The following is a 25908-nucleotide window of genomic DNA, read 5'->3' as shown; positions in this document are numbered from 1 at the left end:
AGTCAGTCATGCGTTACATCAGTACCCGCGGCCAGGCACCGGCCCTGAATTTCGAAGACGTCCTGCTGGCTGGTCTGGCGACCGACGGCGGTCTGTACGTCCCGGAAAACCTGCCACGTTTCACCCAGGAAGAAATCGCTTCCTGGGCCGGCCTGCCCTATCACGAACTGGCCTTCCGCGTGATGCGCCCGTTCGTTACCGGCAGCATTCCCGATGCCGATTTCAAAAAGATTCTCGAAGAAACCTACGGCGTGTTCGCCCACAGCGCCGTCGCGCCGCTGCGTCAGCTGAACGGCAACGAATGGGTGCTGGAGCTGTTCCACGGTCCGACCCTGGCGTTCAAGGACTTCGCCCTGCAACTGCTCGGTCGTCTGCTCGACTACGTGCTGGAAAAGCGCGGCGAGCGCGTGGTCATCGTCGGCGCCACCTCCGGTGACACCGGCTCGGCCGCCATCGAAGGCTGCAAGCACTGCGAAAACGTCGACATCTTCATTCTGCACCCGCACAACCGTGTGTCCGAAGTGCAGCGTCGCCAGATGACCACGATCTTCGGCGAGAACATCCACAACATCGCCATCGAAGGCAACTTCGATGACTGCCAGGAAATGGTCAAGGCGAGCTTCGCCGATCAGAGCTTCCTCAAAGGCACGCGTCTGGTCGCGGTGAACTCGATCAATTGGGCGCGGATCATGGCCCAGATCGTTTACTACTTCCACGCAGCCCTGCAGTTGGGCGGCCCGGCGCGTTCGGTGTCGTTCTCGGTGCCAACCGGTAACTTCGGCGACATCTTCGCCGGTTACCTGGCGCGCAACATGGGCTTGCCGATCAACCAGTTGATCGTCGCCACCAACCGCAACGACATCCTGCACCGCTTCATGAGCGGCAATCAGTACGTCAAGGACACCTTGCACGCCACCCTGTCGCCGTCGATGGACATCATGGTCTCGTCGAACTTCGAACGCCTGCTGTTCGACCTGCACGGTCGCAACGGTGCAGCGATCGCCGGTCTGATGGATTCGTTCAAGCAGGGCGGCGGTTTCAGCGTCGAGCAAGAGCGCTGGACCGAAGCGCGCAAACTGTTCGACTCGCTGGCCGTGGATGACGCACAAACCTGCGAAACCATCGCCGAAGTCTACGAGCAGACTGGCGAAGTGCTGGACCCGCACACCGCCATCGGCGTCAAGGCGGCGCGCGAGTGCCGCCGCAGCCTGGATATCCCGATGGTGATCCTGGGCACCGCTCATCCGGTTAAATTCCCCGATGCCGTGGAAAAAGCCGGTGTAGGAAAAGCTCTCGAGCTACCTGCACATCTTTCTGATTTGTTTGAGCGAAACGAGCGTTGCACCGTTTTGCCAAACGAGCTGAAAGCCGTGCAAGCCTTTGTCAGCCAGCATGGCAACCGCGGCAAGCCGCTTTAAGCCTGGAAAAGCTGTCACATTTTGAAGCCCGTCTCCTGACGGGCTTTTTTGTTTCTGCTGCCACACTGCTCGGGTTTTCGCCCATGTAAGGACGGGTGAGTCGATCACGAAGGAAGTGGCAATGCTGTTTGAGAGAGGATGGATACATACCCTGAACGGGATTCTTCTTATGGGCCTGTTGAGCTGCTGGCGCATTGGCGTAGCGGCCCACCTGGTGCTGAATGAAGAACAGGCCCCAAGCGTCCGGCCTGTGGAGCTTAATGAGCACGAACGTCAATGGGTTCGCGAAAACCCGACCGTCATCGTCGCATCGGTGCAATACCCGTTGTACCTGTTCCAGGATGAGCACGGCCACTGGAACGGTTTGAATAGCGATTTGCTCAAGCGCATCAGCGCCATGACCGGTTTGCAGTTCGTTTTTCGAGAGTCGTTCTCCACCGACCGGATGCTTGAGCACCTTGAAAACGGTACCGCCGACATGAGTACAACGCTGGCAGACAACGATGAGCGCAGGATGACACTGGATTTCAGTCATGCGTTTGGCGGCGCTGGCTGGGTATTCGTCGGGCGCGCGGGCGAGCCGGCCGTACAATCGCTCGAACAATTGGCCAAGCGAGTATTGGTGTTGCCAGCACGACACGCGCTGGAAAGTACAATTCGCCGCGATTACCCCTCAATCGAAATACGTTCGGTAAAAACCTACGCTGAAGCCCGGGCACTGGTTGAAAGTGGCGAGGCCTACGTCACCATCGAAAACGAAATCGGCGCGCAACTGTTTCCTTCGGGACTGCTGCATGTCGGTGAGTTGCTGGAGGGCAAGTGGGAAGCCGATCACCTGGCAGTGCGCAAAGGCCAGCCCGAACTGCTGAGTATCCTGAACAAGGCGCTGGAAGCTTTTCCGGCCGCCGAGTTGCGCGCCATTCGCCAGAAATGGCTGGGTGGCATCGGCGCGGAGCGGACGTCCAAGCAACGCCGGAGCCTGACTGAACTGATTTTCTGGGGACTGTCTGCCGGCTGCATTTTCGGTGCGTTATCGCTGCTCTGGAATCGCCGCCTGACAGCGGAGATCAAGCAGCGCCACGATGCGGAAAAACATCTGGGCGATCAATTGGTGTTCCAGCGGGTACTACTCGATGCGATGCCCGATCCGGTGTTCGTCCGCGATCTGGAGGGACGCCTGATTTTGTGCAACAAAAGCTATGAAGAGGCGTTGTCGATCCGCTTCGATCAGGTTCAGGGGCAACGATTGATCGATGTCGATGCCGTCCCGGAAAGCACCGCTGGTTTGCTCCATGAAGAGTTCATGGAGCAACTGAGATCGCGCAGAACGCGCTTCAGCAAACGCCACCTGCAACTCAGAAGCGGCCACCGGGAGATTTACCAATGGACGGTGCCTTTTTACAGTGCCGATGGCCAATTACGCGGTTTGCTTGGCGGCTGGACAGATATCACTCCGGGCGACGCGGCGTCGGAAAGCTGATGTCTTGATTGAAGTAAGGAAAATTCCTATGTCACGCGCCGCCTTTTCCGATGGGAGGCTGTAGAAGGCTCGCCTAGAGTGAACGGCTACTGCGGGAGAGCCCGCGATTGCCGTCACAGAGGTCGCCATGCGCTCGCTCAAAGTCCTGATTCTCGAACCCGATCCTTATCAACTGATGGCGCTGCACCAGATGTTCAATGCAGTCGGAATCTACGATGTCCTGACCTCTTCGTCGCTGGCTTCGGCACGACGCTCGCTGGCGCACCGTGCCATGATCGACATTGCGATCTGCGATCCACTGCTCAGTGGTGGTGAAGGAATCGCGCTCATCCGGCAACTGGCGGAGCGTCAGGAGGCGCGCGCCGTCATTCTGTTGGGGCGGGCGCCGCCGGGATTGCACAGCGATCTCGAAGCGCTGCTGCAAGAGCATGAGCTACAGCTGTTGGGGCGGCTTCACACGCCGGTTTCGGCTGTACTGATGAGAGCAATGCTCGACAGTTACCTGATGACGGTAAGGCATCCGGCACGCGCGTGAGCAGGCAGTTATGTTTCTGTCATCTTCTCCGTGCATGCTCTGACAGGCCAGTGACAACTCAGGGACGAGTCGGCTATTCAGAACTTTCTTCTCGGGCCGGTGGTCATTTACTGTGGACACGCCCCAGACACAATGTTTTCGGACGATTGAGTGGAGATCGAGATGGAAAGTATCAGTCTATTGCTCGGTGAGGCTCTGAGCCCGTATCAGGTTTCCCTGTCACCTGGCGGCACCCGTGGCGAATGCCTGGTGAGCTTGAAGAACAGCAGCGGCGCCATCGTCGTAGAGCGCGAATTCAATCAGGCGCAGTTGAGCGACAAACGTCAGTTGACCGATGTGGTCGACGGCTTGCACCGCGACATCCTGATCGCCGAAGGGCGGCTGGAACCCTGTGTCATTGCGGCTTTGCGCAATGCAGCCCTGGACAAGCGTCCGGTGCTGTGAAGATGAAATATTTTTTGTGGGAACCTTCCGGCGTCCCTGTCAGTCAGACCCCATAACAGCAGGATCAAGCATTGTGCTCCGGTGCTTGTCGCTTGCTGCTACGGGTCTTTATGTAGGCCACGTTTAACCCCGAGTCGTCTCCCCACTTCTCGGGGTTTCTTTTGTCTGGCGTTTGCTTATTGCGCGGCCTGATGTTCGAAAAACAGGTGGGCCTGCTCCAGGTAATCCTCGCGTCTGTCGGGGTCCAGCCACGCGGCGTAGAGCTCATTCAAGCGTTCGTGGGGCAGGGTGCGCAGCAGATGGTTGATCTCGGTGATGGCCTGACGTCCCTGTGTGGTGTCGGAACAGGCGACGTAGCCTGAAAGATATTTGCCGTTGCCCGCAATTGGATAGAACTCGAGCTCATCTTCATTGATCTGCGCCTGTTTGGCCTGATAGCGAATCTCTGGCCAATAACCCAGCACCACCTGCAACCGGCCCAGTCGCTGCATCGACAGCAGATTGCTCAGCGCATCGTTGCCATAGTGCGCCGTCAGGGCACCGCTGGGTGCCTGATGCAACCGGGTGTCGATGAATTCTCCGTAGCTGCGCTCGGCAACGACGCCGACTTTGCGGTCAGTCGCGGCCAGCAACGCCGACAGATCCACTTCACCATCGGCCAGATACGGTTCAAGCACCGCGCGATCCTGTTGGCGCACCACCAAGCCATTGGCCACCGCGCGAATCGCCGGGATCGAATACGCCACCCACTGCGCGCGCTCTTTGCTCCACAGCAGCGCGGGGTCGCAGGCGAAGGGGTTCTCATGAAGCATTTGCAGGCCGCGGGCACGATTGACCCGCATCACTTTGTGTTCGTACTGCGGCATGCCGGCAATCAGCATCGGCATCAGTTGATCGATCACGCCTTGGCCCTTTTTAGGGCCTTCGAAAATGGTCAGTGGCGGCAGATCACGCAGCAACCAGATCAGCGTCGGTTTTGCTTGAGCTCCGGCGGACAGGGCCAGCAGAAATAACAGACTGAACAGCCGCCATGTCCACCAGTGACGGGCGCGGTTGTTGGGTGATGATGGCTGGCGCTTCAGCTTAAATGGCTCCGTCTTCACGCAGTCGGGCGATCTGTGTCTCGTCATAACCAAGATCGTGAAGTACCTGCGCATTGTGTTCACCCAGCTGCGGTCCGACCCATTCGGAAGAGCCCGGTGTCTCAGAGAGTTTCGGCACAATGCCGGGCATCTTGAAGTCCTTGCCGTCCGGCAGCTTGGCATGCAGGAACATTTCCCTGGCCAGATACTGCGGATCGTTGAACATGTCTTCGGCACTGAAGATCCGGCTGGCCGGCACACCGGCCTGATTGAGCAGGTCGAGCACGGTTTGCAACGGCTGCGAGTTGACCCAGCGATCAATGACGCCATACAGCTCATCGCGGCGATTATCGCGACCGTCGTTGCTGGCCAATGCCGGATCGTTAGCCAGATCATCACGGCCGATGATCAGCATGAAACGCTTGAAGATCGCATCGCCATTGGCGCCGATCTGCACATGCTTGCCGTCGGCGCTGGTGTGGATGGAGGAGGGTGTGATGCCGGGCATGATGTTGCCGGTGCGCTCGCGGATAAAGCCGAACACATCGAACTCCGGCACCATGCTTTCCATCATCGCGAAAATTGCTTCGTACAACGCCACATCAACTACCTGGCCGAGGCCGCCGTTGACCTCGCGATGACGCAGCGCCATCAATGCACCAATTACGCCCCACAGCGCGGCAATCGAATCGCCAATGGAAATCCCGGTGCGCACTGGCGGGCGGTCTTCGAAACCGGTGATGTAACGCAAGCCGCCCATGGATTCGCCGACCGCGCCGAAGCCCGGTTGATCCTTCATCGGTCCGGTCTGACCGAAACCGGACAGGCGCACCATCACCAGTTTCGGGTTCAAGGCGTGCAGGGTTTCCCAGCTCAGGCCAAGTTTTTCCAGGACACCTGGACGGAAGTTTTCGATGAGGATGTCCGCTTCACTGAGCAGTTTTTTCAGGATCGCCAAACCGTCGGGGTGTTTTAGGTTCAGGGTCAGCGACTTCTTGTTGCGCGCCTGGACGAACCACCACAGGGACGTGCCTTCGTACAATTTACGCCACTTGCGCAGGGGATCACCGCCGTCCGGCGATTCGATCTTGACCACTTCGGCGCCGAACTCGCCGCAAATACGCGAGGCAAACGGCCCGGCAATCAACGTACCCAATTCAATGACTTTCACACCCGAGAGCGGTTTGTTGGCGAACGGCATACTGAATCCTGTAGGACAAGGCTGTGCGGATACAGCGTTTTAACATAGCCGGCGGTCAGACGCCGCAGCTTGATCGCCATCAATTCGATGATTGCCTACCGCATCGGTTAGACTTGCCGACTTTCCTCGTATCAAGAAGCCCGTTCATGGCCCAGCCGTCCACTACCTACAAGTTTGAACTGAACCTCACCGATCTCGACCGCAGTGTCTACGAGAGCGTCAAGCAGACCATCGCCCGTCACCCTTCGGAAACCGAAGAGCGCATGACCGTGCGCCTGCTGGCCTACGCCCTCTGGTACAACGAGCAGTTGTCGTTTGGTCGCGGTCTGTCAGACGTGGATGAACCTGCACTGTGGGAAAAGAGCCTGGACGACCGTGTTCTGCACTGGATCGAAGTCGGCCAGCCAGACGCCGACCGTCTGACCTGGTGCTCGCGTCGCACCGAGCGCACCAGCCTGCTGGCCTATGGCAGTCTGCGCGTCTGGGAAACCAAGGTGATCCCGGCGATCAAGAACCTGAAAAACGTCAACATCGCCGCCGTCCCGCAGGAAGTGCTGGAGACGCTGGCCAAGGACATGCCCCGCGTCATCAAGTGGGACGTGATGATCAGCGAAGGGACGATCTTCGTCACCGACGACCGTGGTCAGCACGAAGTCCAGTTGCAATGGCTACAAGGTGAGCGCGGCTGATCCCGCGCCTTCAACTGCATAATCCCACGTATTAGAGAGAAGTCTCCGTCACCCCATGCGCATCGAACCTCGTCAACTGCCTGCCACGCTGCCCTTTCTGGGTGATATTCCTCCGCTGCTGACCCGCTTGTACGCGGCACGGGGCGTGCAGTCAGAGGCAGAGCTGGACAAGAGCCTGGCGCGGTTGATCCCGTTTCAGCAGCTCAAGGGCATTGATGCGGCGGTGGACTTGCTGGTGACGGCGCTGGAGCAGCGCCAGCGCATTCTTATCGTCGGCGACTTCGACGCGGACGGTGCGACGGCCAGCACGGTCGGCATGCTTGGCTTGCGTTTGCTCGGTGCCGCGCACGTCGATTATCTGGTGCCGAACCGCTTTGAATATGGCTACGGCCTGACCCCGGAAATCGTTGAAGTCGCTTTGACTCGTGAGCCGCATTTGCTGGTCACCGTCGACAACGGTGTCTCCAGCGTCGAAGGTGTGGCCGCCGCCAAGCGCCATGGCCTCAAAGTGCTGATCACTGACCACCACTTGCCGGGCGATGAACTGCCGCAGGCCGATGCGCTGGTCAACCCGAACCAGCCCGGTTGCGAATTTCCGAGCAAGGCGCTGGCCGGCGTCGGGGTGATTTTCTACGTGTTGATGGCATTGCGCGCGCGGTTGCGCAGCCTCGGCTGGTACGAAAACAAGCCGCAGCCGAACATCGGCGAGCTGCTGGATCTGGTGGCGCTGGGCAGCGTTGCCGACGTGGTGCCGCTGGACGCCAACAACCGCATTCTGGTGCATCAAGGTCTTGAACGCATTCGCGCCGGTCGCGCACGGCCGGGGATCAAAGCGATCCTTGAAGTGGCCAAGCGTGACGCCGCGCGCATTACCTCCACCGATCTGGGGTTTATCGTCGGTCCACGCCTGAACGCCGCCGGGCGTCTGGACGACATGAGCCTGGGCATCGAATGCCTGCTCACCGCCGACGCCAACAAGGCCCGGGAAATGGCCGCGCAACTGGACGGCATGAACCAGGATCGCAAATCCATCGAGCAGGGCATGCAGCGTGAAGCGCTGGCGCAGCTCAAGGATTTGCCGGTCGAATCGATGCCGTTTGGCTTGTGCCTGTTCGATCCGGAGTGGCACCAAGGCGTGATCGGGATTCTCGCGTCGCGGATGAAAGAGCGTTACTTCCGTCCGACCATTGCCTTCGCCGATGCCGGTGATGGTTTGCTCAAAGGCTCGGGCCGCTCTGTTCAGGGCTTCCATATTCGCGATGCCTTGAGCGTGGTCGCGGCGCAGCATCCGACCCTGATCGCCAAGTACGGTGGCCACGCGATGGCGGCCGGTCTGACCTTGCCGCAGGAGAATTTTCCGCTGTTCGCCGAGGCATTCGACGCTGAAGTGCGTAGGCAACTTCGCGAGGAAGACCTGACCGGGCGCATGCTGTCGGACGGCACACTGGCGGTAGAAGAATTTCACCTCGAACTGGCCCGCGCCCTGCGCCACGCTGGGCCTTGGGGACAGCACTTCCCGGAGCCGCTGTTTCACGGCGTGTTTCAGTTGGTTGAACAGCGCGTCGTCGGCGAGCGGCATTTGAAAGTGGTGCTGAAGAGCGAGTGTGGTTCGGTGAAACTGGATGGCATTGCGTTTGGGATTGACCGGGATATCTGGCCGAATCCGACGATCAAGTGGGTTGAGCTCGCCTATAAGCTCGACGTTAACGAGTTTCGGGGTAATGAGACCGTTCAGTTGATGATTGCTCATATCGAACCGCGTTGAAGATCAAAAGATCGCAGCCTGCGGCAGCTCCTACAGGAAACCGCATTCCAATGTAGGAGCTGCCGCAGGCTGCGATCTTTTCTTGAATTCCCCCCGATCCCCCGTTGTCGACTAGGCTCTAAGCACTGCTTGATTGGCCTTGTGACGTCTTGTCGAATTTTTTGCCCGCGGGGGCGGGTGCTGCACCTTTTTCCTGTCACTCGTCGACTATTCAAACAGAACCCTGGAGCCTGCCCACTGATTTGAGAGGTGCCCCATGAGTCTGCTGCTTGAACCCTTCACCCTGCGCCAACTGACCTTGCCCAACCGCATCGCTGTATCACCGATGTGCCAGTACTCCAGCGTCGACGGCCTGGCCAACGACTGGCACCTGGTGCACCTCGGCAGCCGCGCGGTGGGCGGCGCCGGTCTGGTATTTACTGAAGCCACGGCGGTCACCGCCGACGGGCGGATCACCGCCGAAGACCTTGGCCTGTGGAACGACGAACAGATCGAACCGCTGCAACGCATCACCCGCTTCATCACGTCCCAAGGCGCGGTCGCCGGGATTCAACTGGCCCACGCCGGGCGCAAGGCCAGCACCCATCGGCCGTGGATCGGCAAGCATGGCAGCGTCAAACCCGATGACGGCGGCTGGACACCGGTCGGGCCTTCGCCGATTGCCTTTGACCCACAACACACGCAACCGAAACAACTCGATGAAGGGCAGATTGCCGACGTCATTCAGGCCTTTGTCGATGCCGCGAAACGCGCGTTGAAGGCCGGTTTCAGTGTGGTTGAGGTGCATGCGGCGCATGGTTATCTGCTGCATCAGTTTCTCTCGCCGCTGAGCAATCAGCGCCGCGATCAGTACGGAGGTTCGTTTGAAAATCGTATTCGTCTGGTGCTGCAAGTGACGGAGGCGGTGCGGGCGGTTTGGCCTGAGGAGTTGCCGTTATTTGTTCGCGTATCGGCTACCGATTGGGTTGAGGATGGCTGGAACCCGGATGAAACCGTCGAGCTGGCGCGACGCCTGCACACCCTTGGCGCCGATCTGATCGACGTCTCTTCGGGCGGAACCGCAGCCAACGCTGAGATTCCGGTGGGGCCGGGTTATCAGACGCGTTTCGCCGAGCGCGTACGCAAAGAGTCAGGCATCGCCACCGGCACTGTGGGAATGATTACCGAGCCGGCGCAGGCTGAGCACATTCTGCGCACCTGTCAGGCCGACATTATCTTCCTCGCCCGCGAGCTGCTGCGTGATCCGTACTGGCCGCTGCATGCCGACGATGATCTGGGTGGACGCAAAGCGGTGTGGCCGGCGCAGTATCAGCGTGCGACGCATCGGGATCAGCCGATTCATGAGTCTGATTTACGGGATTGAATGAATAGCGATAAAGCAAAAAGCCCCGGTCAGTGATGGCCGGGGCTTTTTTCTGGTTTTTTTGTGCTGACTGGGCGGACGCTATCGCGAGCAGGCTCACTCCTACAGGATTATTTGTCGTTCACAAAATACGTGTTCGACAGAGATCAACTGTAGGAGCGAGCCTGCTCGCGATGAGGCCCGTCCAGGCGCCTCAAACCCTCAAGGGTATTTGCGCTTATCCGGCGCTGGCGGGAAGTACTGGTACAACCAGGTCTCGCTCAACGTGCGATCGTTGGTGCGAATAAACAACCGCAGCTCCACCGGCTCAACGCTGTCACTGGTCGGGTACCAGTCAAACAGAATCCGGTAACCCTTGATGTCATCCAGCACCAGCACGCTGAAATCCTGCACCTTGCCGTTCGAACACGTCACTACCGGCTCAATACCGGTGCCCTGCGGCAGTCGATCCAGACCACCACCGGTGAAGTCCACGGCAAAACGACGCGCCCACACCGGCGGGTAATGCTCACCCGGTGCCCAACCCTCAACAAAACCGCCCATGCCAGAACGAGTCGCCTGCACCCGCGCCAACGGCGTGCTCACCGGCGGCAGAGCGCTCCAGTAGAGCTTGTAGCCATAATTCAGCGAATCACCGGCAGCCACCGGTTTCTTCGGGGTCCAGAACGCGACGATGTTGTCGAGCGTCTCGCCGGTGGTAGGAATTTCCAGCAGATCGATGGAGCCTTCGCCCCACGCGGTGGTCGGTTCTACCCACAGGCTCGGGCGCTTGCTGTACCAGTCGACGGTGTCCTGATAGTTGGCGAACTCATGGTCGGTCTGCACCAGACCGAAGCCCTTCGGATTGGTATCGGCAAACGCGTTGAACTGCAGGGTCGCCGGGTTGTTCAGCGGACGGCAGATCCACTCACCGTTGCCACGCCACATGGCCAGACGGTCCGAGTCGTGGATTTGCGGGTGAATGGTGTCGCACATGCGGCGTTCGTGGTTGCCGCAGCTGAACATGCTGGTCATCGGCGAGATGCCCAGTTGCTCGATGGTGGTGCGCGCATTGATGTGTGCGTCGATCTCCATCACCACGCGCTCGGCCTGGCAATCGATGTCGAAGCGGTACGCGCCGGTCGCGCTCGGCGAGTCGAGCAGGGCGTAGACCACAAAACGCGTGGCGTTCTGATCCGGGGTCTCGAACCAGAATTTGGTGAAGTCAGGAAACTCTTCGCGCTTCTTGGCGTAAGTGTCGATCGCCAGACCGCGCGCGGAGAGGCCATATTGGCCAGTCGCATCCACCGCACGGAAGTAACTGGCGCCGAGGAAAGACACCACGTCATGGCGATCCAGTTCCGGCGCCTTGAACAGCTTGAAACCGGCGAAACCCAAATCGCCCTTGAGCTGCTGGGTGTCGACCGAGGTGTTCTCGTAATTGAACAGGGTCGGGCGGAAATGCACCTCGCGCGCGGTGCGGGTCTTCGGGTCGACGCTGTACATGCGCACCGGCTGGCGGAAACCCATGCCGACGTGGAAGAACTGTACGTCGAGCTGGCCCTTGTTCTCCTTCCACAACGAATGCTCGCCGTCGTAGCGGATCGCATTGAAGTTCTGCGGCGTCATCGTCGCCAACGTCGGTGGGAGCACCTGTTTAGTGTCCTGATAGGCGCTGCCAGCGAGCTGCTTGGCCTGGCGCTTGAGCGCTTCGAAATCGAAGGCCTGCGCTTCGCCATCCGCAGCGCCGCCACTGGCGGCCCACGCACGGGTAGCCAGCAGGCCGGTGGCCGAAAGACCGGTGTAAGCCGCAATGGCCATGGACGCTTTGAGCAAATTCCTGCGGTGCATAAATACAACCTGTCGTGTGCAATCCCGCGCCGTTCCTGGCACGTGCTGGATCAGAAATAACGGTTCGGACAAGCCTTCGGCCAAACGCAACGGACTATAAACAGATGCCCGCTAGCTTAAACCGTTCGCTCGCAATGCAAAATTCGTTGATTCAGTGCGACAGGGTGTCAATGAAACAAGACATGTCGGTTAAAAATCTGACAGGACTTTCTGATTTACACGGCATATCTGCTTTTCTTGACTAATTACTCTAAAAACCCCTTTTCAGCGCCGAATTAATTTCTATTCTAAGGGGCATGGCCGGCGCGACCCATTTAGCCGGCAGGGCACAAGGCGCTGCTGTAAGGGGCAGGGCGATGTGGTGTTTAAGCAGTTCTTTGCAGTATTAGAGAAGGACATCGTCCATGGCAAAAATCCAAGGCATTACCGACATGTTGGGCATCTTTCCTTGCTTGGGCAGTGGGCGCAGAAGGCGTCGGCTGAACTCGGAGGAGCTGAAGCTGGTGGAGCGTTATCGCGAGCTTTCGGAAAGTGACCGGATCGCGATGCGGTATCTGGTGGATGCGATGCGGAGTGTTTCGCGGTTTTAAGAGAAGATCAAAAGGGGCGGACTGAGAAGTCCGCCCCTTTTTTATGGAATCAGCTTCACGTTCCCGATACCGGATACGGTCGCTGTCCATGCATCAACTCCGGCACATCCCGCCATTTGACCCACGCCTGCTGTTGCCAGTGCAGCAGCGGCACGGTGACGCCTGCCCAATGCATCGAACTCAGGCTCGGATGGTTGTCCATTGGGCTTGAATGGGTTTCGCGCAGCATCGGGATGACTTCATGGCTCAGCCATTGGCGCAGGTGCCGGTTTTCCGGGACGAAGTGATGGACGAGCAGGGCGAACAGGCCGGACTCGCTGACCATCGCGCAATCGATGATTTCGCCGTCCCGACGCAGGAGGACATGGCGACGCTGGTCGGGATCGAGTTTCAGGGTGAGGCGTTCGTTAAGCGGATAGCCCATCAGGCGACCGAGATCCTGGACACAGAACCAGGCTTCGTGGTCTTGCATGAAGGCGTGGAGGAAGCGGTTGTGGCGGGTGAAGATGGTGGGGGTGAAGTGGGTCGACGATGAATTTTGGATTTGCGCAGACATTTAGTGACTTCCGATTTGAGTAGGAAAGTCGCCATCAACTCTTCGACAAGTTGGGTGGCGAACCGTGTGGCGTTCGAAGTCGGGATACTTCCAGTCAAACACGGAAAAGCCAGAAGGCCCGCGCCACACGGCCCGCCATAAAGCAAAACTGAAGCTGTGACAGCCACAGTTCAATGGAGGGCATGCAAGCACCGCGTTGACAGTTTCCGGCTTCGACCCCGGGTCGCTGAATTAGCAGCGACGGGATAAAGCCTATCGGTCAGGCGCTTGCGGCGACAAGTCTACTCTGTCGACGCACAGCGTAGGAAATGGGGCTTTTTCAGGAAGGTCATATCTGTAGGAAATGCCTGATTTTGCACTGATGACGGTGAGCTCATCCCTGACCGGCATTTTTTCCTTTATTCATATGAATCTCGAGAAGTGCCGCAGATGATGTGAACTCAATGACCACTGTATTTATTGCCGGCTCTGTCAACATCAAGAACCTTGATCCGAAGGTTAAAGAGCGTATCAATAACATCGTGGCGTCTGAGTTCGAGGTGGTGGTTGGGGACGCAGCGGGCGCCGATACCTCCATTCAGGAGTACCTGCTGAGTCTCGAACGATCCAACACCACGGTGTTCTGCAGCGGTTCTGCTCCGAGGAATAATCTTGGACAGTGGCCCGCCAGAACAGTCGACTCCAAACATTCCAAAGGGTCGAGAGCCTTCTTCACCGAAAAAGACGTCGTCATGGCCGAAGCGGCTGACTACGGTATGATGATCTGGGACGCAAAGAGCACCGGTACGCTCAGTAACGTCATTGAACTGTTGTCGAGAAAGAAGAAGTCGCTTGTTTTCGTCAACAAGGAAAAGGAATTCAAGGTGGTCGGAGACGTCAGTCAGCTCGAAGAATTGATTGCATTCATGTCCGATCACGCCAAGCAAAAAGCCAATGAAAAAATCAAACTGTTCGACCGTATTTCCCTGTTGAAGCACGATCAGGCGGAGCTTTCTTTTTGATGAGGTTTCATGGCTTACCGGAACCCCGGCACCTTGTCGGTGCCGGGATCAAACGCTTTTAGCGACTCACCTTCCAAGCATCCCCAGCCGGCGCCTTGCCATGGTCATACGGCTTGCCAATCCACATATAAATCAAGCCCAAGCCAATCACGATCGCCGTGCTCAACACCATCGCATAGTTCACATACCACGCCGCATCGGGCGTGCGTGGCCAGGCCATGTTGATGATTGCGCCAACGCCGTACACCAGCGCGCCGATGTTCACCGGCCAGCCCCATGCGCCGAGGGTGAATTTGCCGCTCGGTTTCCAGCCTTTGCTGCGGGCGTACAGCGCGGCCAGGACGATCATCTGGAAGGCGAGATAGATGCCGATGGCGGCGAAGCTGACGATGGTGGCCACGGCGTCTTGCAGGAAGAAGCCGAGGGCGATGATCAGGGCCGGCAGGACGCCGGACACGAACAGCGCGGCAACCGGTACTTGGGTGGTAGGAGAAATCTTTTTCAGCAGTCGGCTGCCGATGACCATTTCATCGCGAGCGTAGGAGTACAGCAGACGGCTCGCCGCTGCTTGCAGGCTGATGACGCAGGAGATGAAGGAAATCATTACCACGCCCATCACCAGTTTCGAACCGACCGGGCCGAAGGCATTGTTGAGGATGGTAGTGACCGGGTCTTTGTCGGTGCCGTTGATCACCGCTTGCATATCCGGCACGGCAAGAATCAGCGCCAGGCAGGCGAACATCGCCGCGATGCCGCCGATGTAAATGGTCATGCGCATGGCCACCGGGATTTTTGCGCTGGGGTTCGGGGTTTCTTCGGCGACATCGCCGCAGGCCTCGAAGCCGTAGTAGAGGAACATCCCCGCCAGCGATGCGGTGAGGAACGCCGGCAGGTAAGAGCCGTCGACGCTGATGTCGAAGGTGTTGAACAACACGCTGAGTGGTTGGTGACGTTCGAACACCAGCAAGTAAACGCCGACGATCACTGCGCCAACCAGTTCGCAGAGGAAGCCGAACATGGCGATTCGCGCCAGCACTTTGGTGCCGCTGAGGTTGACCAGTGTGGCGAACAGGGTCAGCACCAGCGCGATGACGATGTTGGTGTTGTTGCTTGGCTCAAAGCCGAGCATGGCGGCCAGGTACGGGCCCGCACCGACCGCAACGGCAGCGATGGTCACGCAAAGGGCGATGGAGTAGATCCAGCCGACCATCCATGCCCATTTCTTACCGACCAATCGACGTGCCCAAGGGTAAACGCCGCCGGAAATCGGGAACTGCGAAACCACTTCGCCGAAGATCAGGCACACCAGTAATTGGCCGCAACCGACCAGCAAGTAAGCCCAGAACATCGGTGGGCCACCAGCGGCGAGGCACAGGCCGAAGAGGGTATAAACCCCTACGACCGGTGACAGATAAGTGAAGCCCAAGGCGAAGTTTTCCCACAGGCTCATGCTGCGGTTGAAGTTCGAGGTGTAGCCCAGTTTGCGCAGTTGTTCGGCATCGCTGTCGGCAACGGCTGTGGCGAGATCGGGTGAGGAACTCATGTGTGTTTTGCTCCGGGAAATCGGCAGATTTCGGATGGCCGAGGCCGTGGCGGGGCTTTGTGGCGCCGCCCGGGTCGGTAGTTGTTGTTTTGGTTTCGGTGAAGCCTGGTGGTGAATCGCCGACATCGTCCGTGTGTCGCGGAAAAGATCGCAGCCTGCGGCAGCTCCTACAGAAGAGCGGCGTCCGTCATGTAGGAGCTGCCGCAGGCTGCGATCTTTTCGCTGTTAATGCTTGAACATCACATGCCGAACCGTGGTGTAGTCCTCCAGCCCATACATGGACATGTCCTTCCCGTAACCGGACAATTTCTGACCGCCATGGGGCATTTCGCTGACGAGCATGAAGTGCGTGTTCACCCACGTGCAGCCGTACTGCAAACGCGCTGACATGCGGTGCGCGCGTCCTACATCCGCTGTCCACACCGAGGACGCGAGGCCGTAGTCCGAATCGTTGGCCCATTCCAGCGCCTGCGCTTCATCGGTGAATTTGGTCACGGAAACCACCGGCCCAAACACTTCCCGGCGAACGATTTCGTCGTCCTGCTGCGCATCGGCCAACACGGTCGGCTCGAAGAAGAAACCATTGCCTTCAACAGCCTTGCCGCCAGTGATCAAACGAATGTGCGGCTGCGCCACAGCACGCTCGACAAACCCGGCAACGCGGTCGCGATGTTGCGCCGTGATCAACGGCCCCAGTTCAGTCGACGGATCATCCTGCAAGCCGTACTTGATACTGCCGACCGCCGCGCCGAGCTTCTCGACGAACTTGTCGTAGATGCCTTGCTGGGCATAGATCCGGCACGCCGCCGTGCAATCCTGCCCGGCGTTGTAGAAACCAAACGTGCGAATGCCTTCCACCGCCGCATCGATATCGGCGTCATCGAAGATGATTACCGGCGCTTTACCGCCCAGTTCCATGTGCATGCGTTTGACGCTGTCGGCGGTGCTGGAAATGATATTGGCGCCCGTAGCGATGGATCCGGTCAGCGAGACCATGCGCACTTTCGGGTGGGTGACCAACGGACTACCAACGGTAGGCCCACGACCAAACACCAGATTGAGTACACCGGCCGGGAAGATTTCCGACGCCAGTTCGGCCAGACGCAACGCGGTTAGCGGGGTTTGTTCCGACGGCTTGAGCACCACGGTATTACCGGCGGCCAGCGCCGGGGCAATTTTCCAGGCGACCATCATCAGCGGGTAATTCCACGGCGCGATGGAGGCGATCACGCCGACCGGGTCGCGGCGGATCATCGAGGTGTGGCCGGGCAGGTATTCGCCAGCGGCCGAACCGCTCATGCAACGGCTGGCGCCGGCGAAGAAACGGAACACGTCGGCAATCGCCGGAATCTCGTCGTTGAGCGCGGCGTTGTAGGGTTTGCCGCAGTTATCGGATTCGAGTTTGGCCAGCTCTTCGCCGTGGGCTTCGATGGCGTCGGCAAGTTTGAGCAACAGCAGCGAACGGTCTTTCGGCGCGGTTTGCGACCAGTCGGCGAAGGCGTTATCGGCGGCGCGTACGGCAGCGTCAACCTGGGCTTCGCTGGCTTCGTTGATTTCTACCAGCACTTCGCCAAGCGAAGGATTGAGCACCGGTTGCGCCGGGCCTTCGCCGTTGACCAGTTGGCCGTTGATCAAGAGTTTGGTTTGCATGGGTTTGTCCTCACTAACACTTTTATTGTTCTGGCCGAATCGAGAACCCTGTGGGAGCGAGCCTGCTCGCGAAAGCGGTGTATCAGTCGATATCGATGTTGGATGTGACGGCCTCTTCGCGAGCAGGCTCGCTCCCACAGGGGATTTTTGGTGTTTGTTAGATATTTATTTACCGCCGCTGCCAGCGACGCTCTCGCCACCGCGCGTCAGGTAATACGCGCCAAGGATCGGCAGCATCGTCACCATCATCACCAGCATTGCGACGACGTTGGTCACCGGCACATCCCGTGGCCGGCTCAGTTGGTTGAGCAGCCACAACGGCAACGTCCGTTCATGCCCGGCGGTGAACGTGGTGACGATGATTTCGTCGAACGACAGCGCAAACGCCAACATGCCGCCGGCCAGCAACGCCGAGCCAAGGTTGGGCAGGATGATGTAGCGAAAGGTCTGCCAGCCATCGGCACCGAGATCCATCGAGGCCTCGATCAAACTGTGCGAAGTACGGCGCAGGCGAGCGATGACGTTGTTGTAGACGATCACCACGCAGAAGGTAGCGTGGCCGACGATGATGGTGAACATCCCCGGCTCGATGCCCAGCGTCTTGAACGTCGCCAACAGTGCGATCCCGGTGATGATCCCCGGCAACGCAATCGGCAAGATCAGCATCAGCGAAATGCCTTGTTTGCCGAAGAAATCGCGGCGGTACAACGCTGCTGAAGCCAAGGTGCCGAGCACCATCGCAATCAACGTGGCGATGGCTGCGATCTGCAATGAAAGCTTGATCGATTCCAGTACATCCGGCCGGGAAAACGCCACGCTGAACCAGTGCAGCGTGAAGCCCTTTGGCGGAAAGCTGAACGCGGCTTCCTCGGTGTTGAAGGCGTACAGGAAGATGATCAGGATCGGGAAGTGCAAAAACACCAACCCGCCCCACGCTGCGATTTTCAGGCCTGGAGAGGCATGCCCTTGTGATGAAGAGTCAGAGCGCATCGAAAGCCCCCAGTCGTTTGACGATGGACAGGTAAACCGCGATCAACACGATCGGCACCAGCGTGAACGCCGCCGCCATCGGCATGTTGCCGATCGCCCCTTGCTGCGCGTAGACCATGCTGCCGACGAAGTACCCCGGCGGCCCGACCAGTTGCGGCACGATGAAGTCGCCCAGGGTCAGCGAAAACGTGAAGATCGAACCAGCGGCAATGCCCGGAATCGACAGCGGCAAAATCACCTGCATAAAGGTCTGCCGCGGCTTCGCACCCAAGTCAGCGGAGGCCTGCAACAGCGACGGCGGCAGACGTTCCAGCGACGCCTGAATCGGCAGAATCATGAACGGCAGCCAGATGTAGACAAACACCATGAACCGCCCCAGATGCGAGGTCGACAAGGTGCTGCCGCCCACCCCGGGAATGCCCAGAATGAACTGCAAAACCGGCTCCAGCCCCAGGTGCTGCACGAACCACTGCGCCACGCCGCCCTTGGCCAACAGCAACGTCCACGCATAGGCCTTGACGATGTAACTGGCCCACATCGGCATCATCACCGCGATGTAGAAAAACGCCTTGGTTTTGCCGGTGGTGTAGCGCGCCATGTAGTAGGCGATCGGGAACGCGACGATGGCGCTGGCGATCGACACAACGATGGCCATGCTCAGCGTGCGCAGGATGATGTCGAAGTTCGACGGCTGAAACAGCGCGGCGAAATTGGCCAGGGTCAGGTCAGGGGTGACCGCCATGGTGAAGTCGTCAAATGTGTAGAAACCCTGCCACAACAGCACCAGCAGCGAGCCAAGATAGATCGCGCCGAACCACAGTAGCGGCGGCACCAGCAGCATCGACAAATACAGGTTCGGCTTGCGGTAGAGCAGGTTGGAAAACCTGCGCAACGGCGGCGATGCAGTCATCGCGAGCGTGCTCATATCAAACCCCGTTCGTCACGGTGTCGTGCAACGGAATCATCGCTTCCCGCGCCCAACGCGCACTCAGGCGCTGACCGGTCTGGTGTTGCGCGCTGCTGTCGATCCACTGATTGTTGGCGTGGCTGATGCTCAGGGTCTGGCCGTTTTCCAGCTTCAATTCATAGCGCGTGGCGCTGCCCTGGTACTGGATGTCGTGGAGCAGACCGCTGACTTCGATTTCGTGACTGGCCAGTGGGCCTTCGGCGAAACGCACGTGTTCGGGGCGGATCGAAAATGGCTGCGGATGACCGCTGATTTCACGCGCCAGATCGCCGCGAATCACGTTCGAGGTGCCGACGAATTCAGCCACGAATGTAGTGGTCGGTTTCATGTACAGATTGCGCGGCGTGTCGACCTGTTCGATGCGGCCCTTGTTGAACACGGCGACACGATCGGACATCGACAGCGCTTCGGTTTGATCGTGAGTGACGAAGATGAAGGTGATGCCGAGCTGGCGTTGCAGTTTCTTCAATTCACTTTGCATCTGTTCGCGCAATTTCAAATCGAGCGCGCCCAGAGGCTCATCGAGCAACAACACGCGCGGACGATTGACCAGGGCGCGGGCGAGGGCGACACGCTGGCGCTGACCGCCGGACAACTGCACCGGTTTGCGCGCGCCGTAACCGCCGAGGGCGACCATGTCCAAGGCTTCTTCGGCGCGTTTGTGCCGTTCGGTTTTGCCGACGCCTTTGACCTTCAAACCGTAGGCGACGTTGTCGAGGACGTTCATGTGCGGGAATAGCGCGTAATCCTGAAACACCGTGTTGACGTCACGTTGATACGGCGGCAAACCCGCCGCTTCGGCGCCGTGGATGCGGATCGAGCCGGCGCTCGGTTGTTCGAACCCGGCGATCAGGCGCAGGCAGGTGGTTTTGCCCGAGCCGGAAGGGCCGAGCATGGAAAAGAACTCGCCGTCCTCGATATCGATGGAAACCCGGTCAACGGCTTTTACGTCGCCGAACTGCCGGGAAACGTTGGTGAACTGGACTGCAAGCGTCATGGTGCGGTGCTCCGGTAAAGCGGGCTTTCAAAAAAGTCGTGTGTGGCGTCGAAAAGATCGCAGCCTGCGGCAGCTCCTACAGGAGGTGTGCAGGGTGCAGGGATTGCTTTTAGCTCCCTCTCCCTCCGGGAGAGGGCGGGGGGTGAGGGTGGCTTTATTGGCCGTTGCCCCGAGATCAAGAGCAAAGGCAAAAGCTACCCCCTCACCCCAGCCCTCCCGAAACGTCGGACCGCCCCCAAGGGGGCGAGGGGGAAAGGGAGCTCGACCGAGTTGTGCTCTGGATTAGCGGCCGCCCATGATCGCGATGTAGTCCTGCGTCCAGCGGCTATACGGCACAAACTTGCCACCTTCAGCCTGCGGGGTTTTCCAGAAGGCGATCTTGTCGAACTGGTCGAAACCGTTGGTCTTGCAACCCTCAGCGCCAAGCAACTCACTCTCCTTGCACGCCGCAGGAACAGCCGGCAACGAACCAAACCACGCCGCCACATCACCCTGGACTTTCGGTTTCAACGACCAGTCCATCCACTTGTACGCGCAGTTCGGGTGCTTGGCCTCGGCGTGCAACATGGTGGTGTCAGCCCAACCCGTTGCGCCTTCTTTCGGAATCGTCGAAGCAATCGGCTGCTTCTCGTTCATCAAACCGTTGACCTGATACGGCCAGGCACTCGACGCCACCACACCTTCGTTTTTGAAGTCGCTCATCTGCACCGTGGTGTCGTGCCAGTAGCGGTGGATCAGCGGCTGCTGCGCGCGCAACAGATCGAGCACGGCTTTGTACTGATCTTCGGTGAGTTGATAAGGGTCTTTGATGCCCAGTTCAGGCTTGGTCGACTTCAAATACAGCGCCGCATCGGCGATGTAGATCGGGCCGTCATAGGCCTGCACGCGACCCTTGTTCGGCTTGCCATCGGGCAGATCCTGCGCGGCGAACACCACGCTCCAACTGTTCGGCGCGGTCTTGAACACGTTGCTGTTGTACATCAACACGTTCGGGCCCCACTGGTACGGGGTGCCGTAAGTCTGGTTGTTGACCACGTACCACGGCGCGTCTTTGAGGCGTGGGTCGAGGGTTTTCCAGTTCGGGATCAACGCAGTGTTGATCGGTTGCACACGCTTGCCGACGATCAATCGCAGCGAGGCATCGCCCGACGCGGTGACCAGGTCGTAACCGCCCTTGGCCATCAGGCTGACCATTTCGTCCGAGGTTGCAGCGGTCTTCACATTGACCTTGCAGCCGGTTTCTTTTTCGAAACCGGTGACCCAGTCGTAAGCCTTGTCGCTCTCGCCACGTTCGATGTAACCCGGCCACGCAACGATATCCAGCTGACCTTCGCCAGCACCGACAGCCTTCAGCGGCTCGGCAGCTGAAAGGCTTGCGCTGGCCAGCAGGGCCGTGGTGATTGCACTGAGCAGTGCGGTCTTGTGCACGAACATGGTTGAACCCTCTTCTTTAAATTATGGTCGGGGCAGTTGTGAACGCGGTGAAGCATGCCGTTTTCGGCTTGTTATTAGCGTAGTCAGAGATGCTGGCCGTGGCGGGCCATGATGTGCCGCACCACGCTGTAGTCCTGCAGCGAATCACTGGATAAGTCTTTGCCGTAACCCGAACGTTTCAGGCCACCGTGGGGCATTTCGCTGACCAGCATGAAATGGCTGTTGATCCACGTGCAGCCGTACTGCAGACGCGCGGCGACCTGCATGGCCTTGTCCAGATTCTGTGTCCACACCGACGAGGCGAGGCCGTATTCGGAGTCGTTGGCCCAGTCGACGGCCTGCGCGAGCTCGTCGAAACGGGTCACGGTGACCACCGGGCCGAACACTTCGCGCTGGACGATTTCGTCGCTCTGTTTGCAACCGGCGAGCAACGTCGGTTGATAGTAGAAACCGGCGCCGGAATGCACCGCCGCACCGGTTACGCGTTCGATGTGCGGCTGACCGAGGGCGCGTTCGACGAAACTGGCGACGCGGTCGCGCTGGCGGGTGCTGATCAGCGGGCCGATCTCGTTGTCGGCATCACGTTTGCCGGCGAAGCGCAGGCTGCTGACGGCGGCGCCAAGCTCTGCGACCAATTTGTCGTGGATCCCGGCCTGCGCGTAGATCCGGCAGGCGGCGGTGCAGTCTTGGCCAGCGTTGTAGTAACCGTAGGTGCGCACGCCTTCGACCACGGCCTGAATGTCAGCGTCGTTGCAGACGATCACCGGGGCTTTGCCGCCGAGTTCGAGGTGCGTGCGTTTCAGGGTTTTCGCGGCGGCCTGAAGGATTTTCTGGCCGGTGACGATATCGCCGGTCAGCGAGACCATGCGCACCTTGGCGTGGCCGACCAAATGGCCGCCGACGCCCTCGCCGCCGCCGCAGATGCTGTTGATCACCCCGCGCGGAAGGATTTCGGCCAGCGCTGGGGCCAGGGCGAGGATCGCCAGCGGAGTGTGCTCGGACGGTTTGAACACCAGCGTGTTGCCAGCGGCGAGGGCCGGGGCGATTTTCCACGCGGCCATCATGATCGGGTAGTTCCACGGCGCAATCGAAGCGACCACGCCAATCGGGTCGCGCCGGACCATGCTGGTGTAGCCCGGCAGGTATTCGCCGCTGAGCTGGCCAGTCTGGCAACGCACGGCGCCGGCGAAGAAACGGAACACATCGACGGTCGCCGTCAGATCGTCCTGACGCGCCAGGTGCAACGGCTTGCCGCAGTTCAGCGACTCGAGGCGGGCGAGGTGATCGGCGTGTTTTTCGACGGCGTTGGCGATGTCGAGCAGCAGGTTCGAGCGTTGCTGCGGCGTGGTGCGTGACCACTCGGCGAAGGCACGGTGGGCGGCGAGGATGGCGGCTTCGACTTGCTCGGTGCTGGCCTCGGCGATGTGCGTAAGGATTTCACCGGTGGCCGGATTGAGGATCGGCTCGACGAAACCCTGGCCTGCGACCAGTTCGCCGTCGATCAACAACGCGGTACACATCGGGGTCTGCGCGCCAGCCATTTTCCGCGATCTCTTTTCTTGTGTGGCCATTGTTGCTCCCTGATATCGGGAGCCGACCGTCTTATAGATGCAGCAAGACTAGTGCGCGGCTCCTAGGTCGACAAATTCTAAATACTGAAGGCAGCGTTCGATTAAATAGATGGCTTGCGCCCGCCGTGGGGTTGCTCGCGCGCGACGGTGAGGAAAGGGTCGACGAGAGCAGGGCGGGCGGTGCCTCGGCGCCAGGCCAATCCTACGTCCAGCGTCTGATTGAGGTCGGCGATTGGCCGTGCTTCGATGATGTCGCCCTCAAGTGACCACGGGCGGTAAGTCATGTCCGGCTGGATCGAGACACCCAAACCGGCTGCGACCAGACTTCGCACAGCCTCCGTCGATGCGGTTCTCAAAGTGATTTTTGGTTGCAGGCCAGCGCCGCGCCACAGGCGTTGGGCGTTGCGATCCATTTCATCAACGTTGAGTTGAATTAGTGGTTCGCGAGCGACGTCGGCGAGGTTGATGCTGTCGTGTTCCAGCAGCGGATGCTGGGCTGGAAGCCACAATCGGTGCGGCGAATGGGTCAGCACTTCAGTCTGCAACGCGTGGCGGTCTTCGAGGTTGGAGAGGATCAGCACACCGACGTCAATCTCGCCGCTGACCAGCAAATGCTCGATGTACGGGCGCTCGTCTTCCATCACGCGGATTTCGACGTTGGGGTAGGCACGTTGAAACCGGGTAAGCAAATCCGCCAGGTAATAACCCGCAACCAGACTGGTCACGCCGACGATCAACTGCCCGGCAACTTGGTCGGTGCTCTGTTGCAGGCTGCGCTTGGCATTATCCACGGTGGCGAGAATCAGGTGCGCCTGGCGTAGGAATTGGTGACCCTGATGCGTAAGGGTCATGCCCTTGGCGTGACGACTGAACAGGCTGACGCCGATTTCTTCTTCCAGTTGCTGGATCGCCAGGGTCAGGGTCGATTGGGAAATGAATGCGGTTTGCGCGGCGGCGGAGATCGAGCCTGTCTCGGCCACAGCGATGAAGTGACGAATCTGACGCAGGGTCATCATGACAAGGTTACCCAGTGGGCGGTTTTTATAGATTGGCCTGAGTGTATATCTATTTTCGCGAAGGGCCTGTGTGAGCTGAGCAACATCTGGAAGCACACTCGTAAGTCGGTCAGGGGCACTTTCGAACTAGGCTGGAGGCCTTATAGATCCGGATAAACCCTGTTTTGGAGGCGGAACATGAACACCCGTGGATTGCTCGATCAACTGCTCAGATCCGGTCAGGATCTGTTGCAGAACAAGGCTGGCGGAACGCAGAACAAACCGGCTGCGGGCGGCTTGGGCGGTTTGCTAGGCGGCGCTTCTGGTTCCGGTGGCCTCGGCAGTCTGCTATCAGGTGCAGGTGGCGGTGCGTTGGCGGCTGGCGCGATGGGTTTGCTGCTCGGTAACAAGAAAGTGCGCAAGGTCGGCGGCAAAGTCGCGATCTACGGCGGCCTCGCTGCGCTGGGCGTGCTGGCTTACAAAGCCTACGGCAACTACAACGCGCAGAAAGGCACTGCACCGCAAAGCGAACCGCAGACACTCGATCGCCTGCCACCGGCACAAGCCGAGCAACACAGTCAGGCGATTCTCAAAGCGCTGGTCGCTGCCGCCAAGGCCGACGGCCACATCGATGATCGCGAGCGGCAATTGATCGAAGGCGAGTTCATCAAGCTCGACAACGACCAGGAGCTGCAACACTGGCTGCACGCCGAGCTCAACAAACCGCTCGACCCGACCGATGTCGCCCGCGCTGCGGGTACGCCGGAAATGGCGGCGGAGATGTACATCGCCAGCGTGATGCTGGTGGATGAGGAGAACTTTATGGAGAAGGCGTATCTGGATGAACTGGCGAAGCAGCTTAAGCTGGAGCCGGGGTTGAAGGTGGAGTTGGAGAAGCAGGTGCGGTTGGCTACTGTTTAAGGCCGCACTTCAGAGAAAAACCGTAGCAATTTGCTGCGGTTTTTTTGCGAGTATAGATTCAATTTTAAATAAAACCTGGAGAAGATTACGCTGCTGTTGCAGTTGATTCCGGTGCGGTAAGTATTAAATCCCGACTGGTGTCGCTTGAATGGTGGTGAGTCGGGGGGATCAAGGTCCAGTATTCGCCGGTCTGTTATTTTCTGTTTTCATAGAATCTTGTGCTATTTCACCAATGGGTGTGGTGCTTGAAAATTTTTGGTAAAAAACGTGCCGCCGTCTAATTCATTCCATGTATCAATTCTATTCTCCTTAGTTGAGTTGATAGTTGGTTGGGTACGATTTATAAAGCCTGCGTTTTGCTATTGATCCACTTGTCTAAAGGCAAATCTTCGGTTTTTTTTGAAAACTTCTCCTTCGCTTCTCTCAGGGTCATGTGATTGGGGGGACTATAGTTTTCAAGCTCTGATGTGCCGTCATCCTCCCAGCTGCACAAATCGCAGACTTCATAGTTCGCTAGCGAAGGAAGTGTGCGATAGCCACAGCAAGGGCAAGCCTCTAAAAGCTCTACTTTCCCATGCGTTTCATATTTCCCTATATTGAGTGAGTTTAGTTCTCTCGATAGGAATGAGTTTGTTACTCCTTTATATGCTGATCTTAGAGCTAGCAGGATGAGTTCGTTGTATTTGCTGTCTTGAATGTCATAGGGCAAGTCATCGTTAGCGAGAATTGTCTGCTGCAGGGTCTCTGAAAGGGAGAAGAAGTCAGGATTGCTTTCATCGATACTCCACCAGTTGAGAAGCTGAGATTCTCGCTCTTCGTGACTAAGCGAATTCAGAGTGTTTGTTGCGATTTTTTCTATTGCTTCGCTTCGGTCAATAATGTTCAT

23 protein-coding genes are annotated in these 25908 nt (G+C 58.8%); 10 read left to right on the top strand and 13 right to left on the bottom strand.

Going from position 1 to position 25908, the window contains the following annotated elements:
• Window positions 1-8: 8 nt before the first annotated feature.
• From thrC to AK821_RS28705, 4 genes are all read left to right on the top strand, one after another.
• Window positions 9-1418, top strand: coding sequence for a threonine synthase (gene thrC / locus AK821_RS28720; protein WP_064393250.1), 1410 nt, complete (start codon window positions 9-11; stop codon window positions 1416-1418).
• A 121-nt stretch (window positions 1419-1539) separates the two neighbouring features.
• Window positions 1540-2898: a transporter substrate-binding domain-containing protein gene (locus AK821_RS28715; RefSeq protein ID WP_064393249.1), complete on the top strand. Its 1359-nt coding sequence runs from the start codon at window positions 1540-1542 to the stop codon at window positions 2896-2898.
• A 127-nt stretch (window positions 2899-3025) separates the two neighbouring features.
• The gene (locus AK821_RS28710; RefSeq protein ID WP_064393248.1) at window positions 3026-3433 is read left to right on the top strand and encodes a response regulator; all 408 of its coding nucleotides are present in this window, start codon (window positions 3026-3028) and stop codon (window positions 3431-3433) included.
• A 162-nt stretch (window positions 3434-3595) separates the two neighbouring features.
• Entirely contained in the window at window positions 3596-3877 is a 282-nt protein-coding gene (locus tag AK821_RS28705; RefSeq protein ID WP_064393247.1) for a DUF3509 domain-containing protein, read from the top strand.
• Window positions 3878-4053: 176 nt separating this feature from the next.
• Here the strand turns inward: AK821_RS28705 and AK821_RS28700 are convergent, their stop codons facing one another.
• Both AK821_RS28700 and AK821_RS28695 read right to left on the bottom strand, forming a co-directional pair.
• On the bottom strand, window positions 4054-5007 hold the full coding sequence (locus AK821_RS28700; protein ID WP_163024162.1) for a TIGR02285 family protein: 954 nt from the start codon (window positions 5005-5007) through the stop codon (window positions 4054-4056).
• Window positions 4961-6160, bottom strand: coding sequence for a CaiB/BaiF CoA transferase family protein (locus tag AK821_RS28695; protein WP_064393245.1), 1200 nt, complete (start codon window positions 6158-6160; stop codon window positions 4961-4963). Before AK821_RS28695 ends, AK821_RS28700 begins: the two co-directional genes overlap by 47 nt.
• 146 nt (window positions 6161-6306) lie before the next feature.
• Between AK821_RS28695 and AK821_RS28690 the strand changes: the two genes are divergently transcribed.
• The 3 genes from AK821_RS28690 (at window position 6307) to AK821_RS28680 (ending at window position 9977) form a co-directional block, all read left to right on the top strand.
• Window positions 6307-6849 carry a YaeQ family protein gene (locus AK821_RS28690; protein WP_007908961.1) on the top strand — a complete coding sequence of 181 codons (543 nt, stop codon included), beginning with the start codon at window positions 6307-6309 and terminating at the stop codon, window positions 6847-6849.
• Window positions 6850-6904: 55 nt separating this feature from the next.
• On the top strand, window positions 6905-8614 hold the full coding sequence (recJ, locus tag AK821_RS28685; RefSeq protein ID WP_064393244.1) for a single-stranded-DNA-specific exonuclease RecJ: 1710 nt from the start codon (window positions 6905-6907) through the stop codon (window positions 8612-8614).
• A 256-nt stretch (window positions 8615-8870) separates the two neighbouring features.
• Complete coding sequence (locus tag AK821_RS28680; RefSeq protein WP_064393243.1) at window positions 8871-9977, top strand: NADH:flavin oxidoreductase/NADH oxidase; 1107 nt, start codon at window positions 8871-8873, stop codon at window positions 9975-9977.
• Between the two features lie 201 nt (window positions 9978-10178).
• On the opposite strand, the gene AK821_RS28675 is transcribed toward AK821_RS28680, so the two are convergent.
• Window positions 10179-11807, bottom strand: a complete 1629-nt coding sequence (locus AK821_RS28675) for a glucan biosynthesis protein D (RefSeq protein ID WP_064393242.1) — start codon at window positions 11805-11807, stop codon at window positions 10179-10181.
• 404 nt (window positions 11808-12211) lie between these two features.
• On the opposite strand from AK821_RS28675, the gene AK821_RS28670 reads away from it, so the two are divergent.
• Complete coding sequence (locus tag AK821_RS28670; protein WP_053117475.1) at window positions 12212-12397, top strand: hypothetical protein; 186 nt, start codon at window positions 12212-12214, stop codon at window positions 12395-12397.
• 55 nt (window positions 12398-12452) lie between these two features.
• On the opposite strand, the gene AK821_RS28665 is transcribed toward AK821_RS28670, so the two are convergent.
• On the bottom strand, window positions 12453-12953 hold the full coding sequence (locus tag AK821_RS28665; RefSeq protein WP_064393241.1) for a BRO-N domain-containing protein: 501 nt from the start codon (window positions 12951-12953) through the stop codon (window positions 12453-12455).
• A 443-nt stretch (window positions 12954-13396) separates the two neighbouring features.
• Between AK821_RS28665 and AK821_RS28660 the strand changes: the two genes are divergently transcribed.
• Window positions 13397-13954 (top strand): hypothetical protein, encoded by a 558-nt coding sequence (locus AK821_RS28660; protein WP_064393240.1) that lies wholly within the window; start codon window positions 13397-13399, stop codon window positions 13952-13954.
• A gap of 58 nt (window positions 13955-14012) precedes the next feature.
• Here the strand turns inward: AK821_RS28660 and AK821_RS28655 are convergent, their stop codons facing one another.
• The 8 genes from AK821_RS28655 to AK821_RS28620 all read right to left on the bottom strand — a co-directional run bounded on the left by AK821_RS28655 (window position 14013) and on the right by AK821_RS28620 (window position 24122).
• Window positions 14013-15497: an APC family permease gene (locus AK821_RS28655; RefSeq protein WP_064393239.1), complete on the bottom strand. Its 1485-nt coding sequence runs from the start codon at window positions 15495-15497 to the stop codon at window positions 14013-14015.
• 225 nt (window positions 15498-15722) lie between these two features.
• Window positions 15723-17147, bottom strand: coding sequence for a gamma-aminobutyraldehyde dehydrogenase (locus AK821_RS28650; protein WP_064393238.1), 1425 nt, complete (start codon window positions 17145-17147; stop codon window positions 15723-15725).
• 165 nt (window positions 17148-17312) lie between these two features.
• Window positions 17313-18137 (bottom strand): ABC transporter permease, encoded by an 825-nt coding sequence (locus AK821_RS28645; RefSeq protein WP_064393237.1) that lies wholly within the window; start codon window positions 18135-18137, stop codon window positions 17313-17315.
• Complete coding sequence (locus tag AK821_RS28640; protein WP_007908947.1) at window positions 18127-19047, bottom strand: ABC transporter permease; 921 nt, start codon at window positions 19045-19047, stop codon at window positions 18127-18129. Before AK821_RS28640 ends, AK821_RS28645 begins: the two co-directional genes overlap by 11 nt.
• A gap of 16 nt (window positions 19048-19063) precedes the next feature.
• Window positions 19064-20101 (bottom strand): ABC transporter ATP-binding protein, encoded by a 1038-nt coding sequence (locus tag AK821_RS28635; protein ID WP_064393236.1) that lies wholly within the window; start codon window positions 20099-20101, stop codon window positions 19064-19066.
• A gap of 282 nt (window positions 20102-20383) precedes the next feature.
• Window positions 20384-21535 (bottom strand): putative ABC transporter substrate-binding protein YdcS, encoded by a 1152-nt coding sequence (gene ydcS / locus AK821_RS28630; protein ID WP_064393235.1) that lies wholly within the window; start codon window positions 21533-21535, stop codon window positions 20384-20386.
• A gap of 83 nt (window positions 21536-21618) precedes the next feature.
• Window positions 21619-23076, bottom strand: coding sequence for a gamma-aminobutyraldehyde dehydrogenase (locus AK821_RS28625; RefSeq protein WP_064393234.1), 1458 nt, complete (start codon window positions 23074-23076; stop codon window positions 21619-21621).
• 131 nt (window positions 23077-23207) lie between these two features.
• A complete protein-coding gene (locus tag AK821_RS28620; protein ID WP_007967749.1) occupies window positions 23208-24122 on the bottom strand; it encodes a LysR family transcriptional regulator in 915 nt (304 codons plus the stop codon).
• A 177-nt stretch (window positions 24123-24299) separates the two neighbouring features.
• On the opposite strand from AK821_RS28620, the gene AK821_RS28615 reads away from it, so the two are divergent.
• The gene (locus tag AK821_RS28615; protein ID WP_064393233.1) at window positions 24300-25022 is read left to right on the top strand and encodes a tellurite resistance TerB family protein; all 723 of its coding nucleotides are present in this window, start codon (window positions 24300-24302) and stop codon (window positions 25020-25022) included.
• Between the two features lie 340 nt (window positions 25023-25362).
• Here AK821_RS28615 and AK821_RS28610 read toward each other — a convergent pair whose 3' ends face one another.
• Entirely contained in the window at window positions 25363-25908 is a 546-nt protein-coding gene (locus AK821_RS28610) for a CPCC family cysteine-rich protein (protein WP_064393232.1), read from the bottom strand.

The sequence above is a fragment of the Pseudomonas sp. RIT-PI-r genome (assembly GCF_001297015.1).
In the GTDB taxonomy this organism is placed as follows: domain Bacteria; phylum Pseudomonadota; class Gammaproteobacteria; order Pseudomonadales; family Pseudomonadaceae; genus Aquipseudomonas.
Note: the sequence above shows the minus strand (reverse complement) of the source record. Positions and strands in the feature narration are given on the sequence as shown.

Coding starts and splice junctions, on each gene's coding strand:
- thrC (WP_064393250.1), top strand. CDS start 9: ATGCGTTACATCAGTACCCGCGGCCAGGCACCGGCCCTGAATTTCGAA.
- AK821_RS28715 (WP_064393249.1), top strand. CDS start 1,540: ATGCTGTTTGAGAGAGGATGGATACATACCCTGAACGGGATTCTTCTT.
- AK821_RS28710 (WP_064393248.1), top strand. CDS start 3,026: ATGCGCTCGCTCAAAGTCCTGATTCTCGAACCCGATCCTTATCAACTG.
- AK821_RS28705 (WP_064393247.1), top strand. CDS start 3,596: ATGGAAAGTATCAGTCTATTGCTCGGTGAGGCTCTGAGCCCGTATCAG.
- AK821_RS28700 (WP_163024162.1), bottom strand. CDS start 5,007: ATGACGAGACACAGATCGCCCGACTGCGTGAAGACGGAGCCATTTAAG.
- AK821_RS28695 (WP_064393245.1), bottom strand. CDS start 6,160: ATGCCGTTCGCCAACAAACCGCTCTCGGGTGTGAAAGTCATTGAATTG.
- AK821_RS28690 (WP_007908961.1), top strand. CDS start 6,307: ATGGCCCAGCCGTCCACTACCTACAAGTTTGAACTGAACCTCACCGAT.
- recJ (WP_064393244.1), top strand. CDS start 6,905: ATGCGCATCGAACCTCGTCAACTGCCTGCCACGCTGCCCTTTCTGGGT.
- AK821_RS28680 (WP_064393243.1), top strand. CDS start 8,871: ATGAGTCTGCTGCTTGAACCCTTCACCCTGCGCCAACTGACCTTGCCC.
- AK821_RS28675 (WP_064393242.1), bottom strand. CDS start 11,807: ATGCACCGCAGGAATTTGCTCAAAGCGTCCATGGCCATTGCGGCTTAC.
- AK821_RS28670 (WP_053117475.1), top strand. CDS start 12,212: ATGGCAAAAATCCAAGGCATTACCGACATGTTGGGCATCTTTCCTTGC.
- AK821_RS28665 (WP_064393241.1), bottom strand. CDS start 12,953: ATGTCTGCGCAAATCCAAAATTCATCGTCGACCCACTTCACCCCCACC.
- AK821_RS28660 (WP_064393240.1), top strand. CDS start 13,397: ATGACCACTGTATTTATTGCCGGCTCTGTCAACATCAAGAACCTTGAT.
- AK821_RS28655 (WP_064393239.1), bottom strand. CDS start 15,497: ATGAGTTCCTCACCCGATCTCGCCACAGCCGTTGCCGACAGCGATGCC.
- AK821_RS28650 (WP_064393238.1), bottom strand. CDS start 17,147: ATGCAAACCAAACTCTTGATCAACGGCCAACTGGTCAACGGCGAAGGC.
- AK821_RS28645 (WP_064393237.1), bottom strand. CDS start 18,137: ATGCGCTCTGACTCTTCATCACAAGGGCATGCCTCTCCAGGCCTGAAA.
- AK821_RS28640 (WP_007908947.1), bottom strand. CDS start 19,047: ATGACTGCATCGCCGCCGTTGCGCAGGTTTTCCAACCTGCTCTACCGC.
- AK821_RS28635 (WP_064393236.1), bottom strand. CDS start 20,101: ATGACGCTTGCAGTCCAGTTCACCAACGTTTCCCGGCAGTTCGGCGAC.
- ydcS (WP_064393235.1), bottom strand. CDS start 21,535: ATGTTCGTGCACAAGACCGCACTGCTCAGTGCAATCACCACGGCCCTG.
- AK821_RS28625 (WP_064393234.1), bottom strand. CDS start 23,076: ATGGCTGGCGCGCAGACCCCGATGTGTACCGCGTTGTTGATCGACGGC.
- AK821_RS28620 (WP_007967749.1), bottom strand. CDS start 24,122: ATGATGACCCTGCGTCAGATTCGTCACTTCATCGCTGTGGCCGAGACA.
- AK821_RS28615 (WP_064393233.1), top strand. CDS start 24,300: ATGAACACCCGTGGATTGCTCGATCAACTGCTCAGATCCGGTCAGGAT.
- AK821_RS28610 (WP_064393232.1), bottom strand. CDS start 25,908: ATGAACATTATTGACCGAAGCGAAGCAATAGAAAAAATCGCAACAAAC.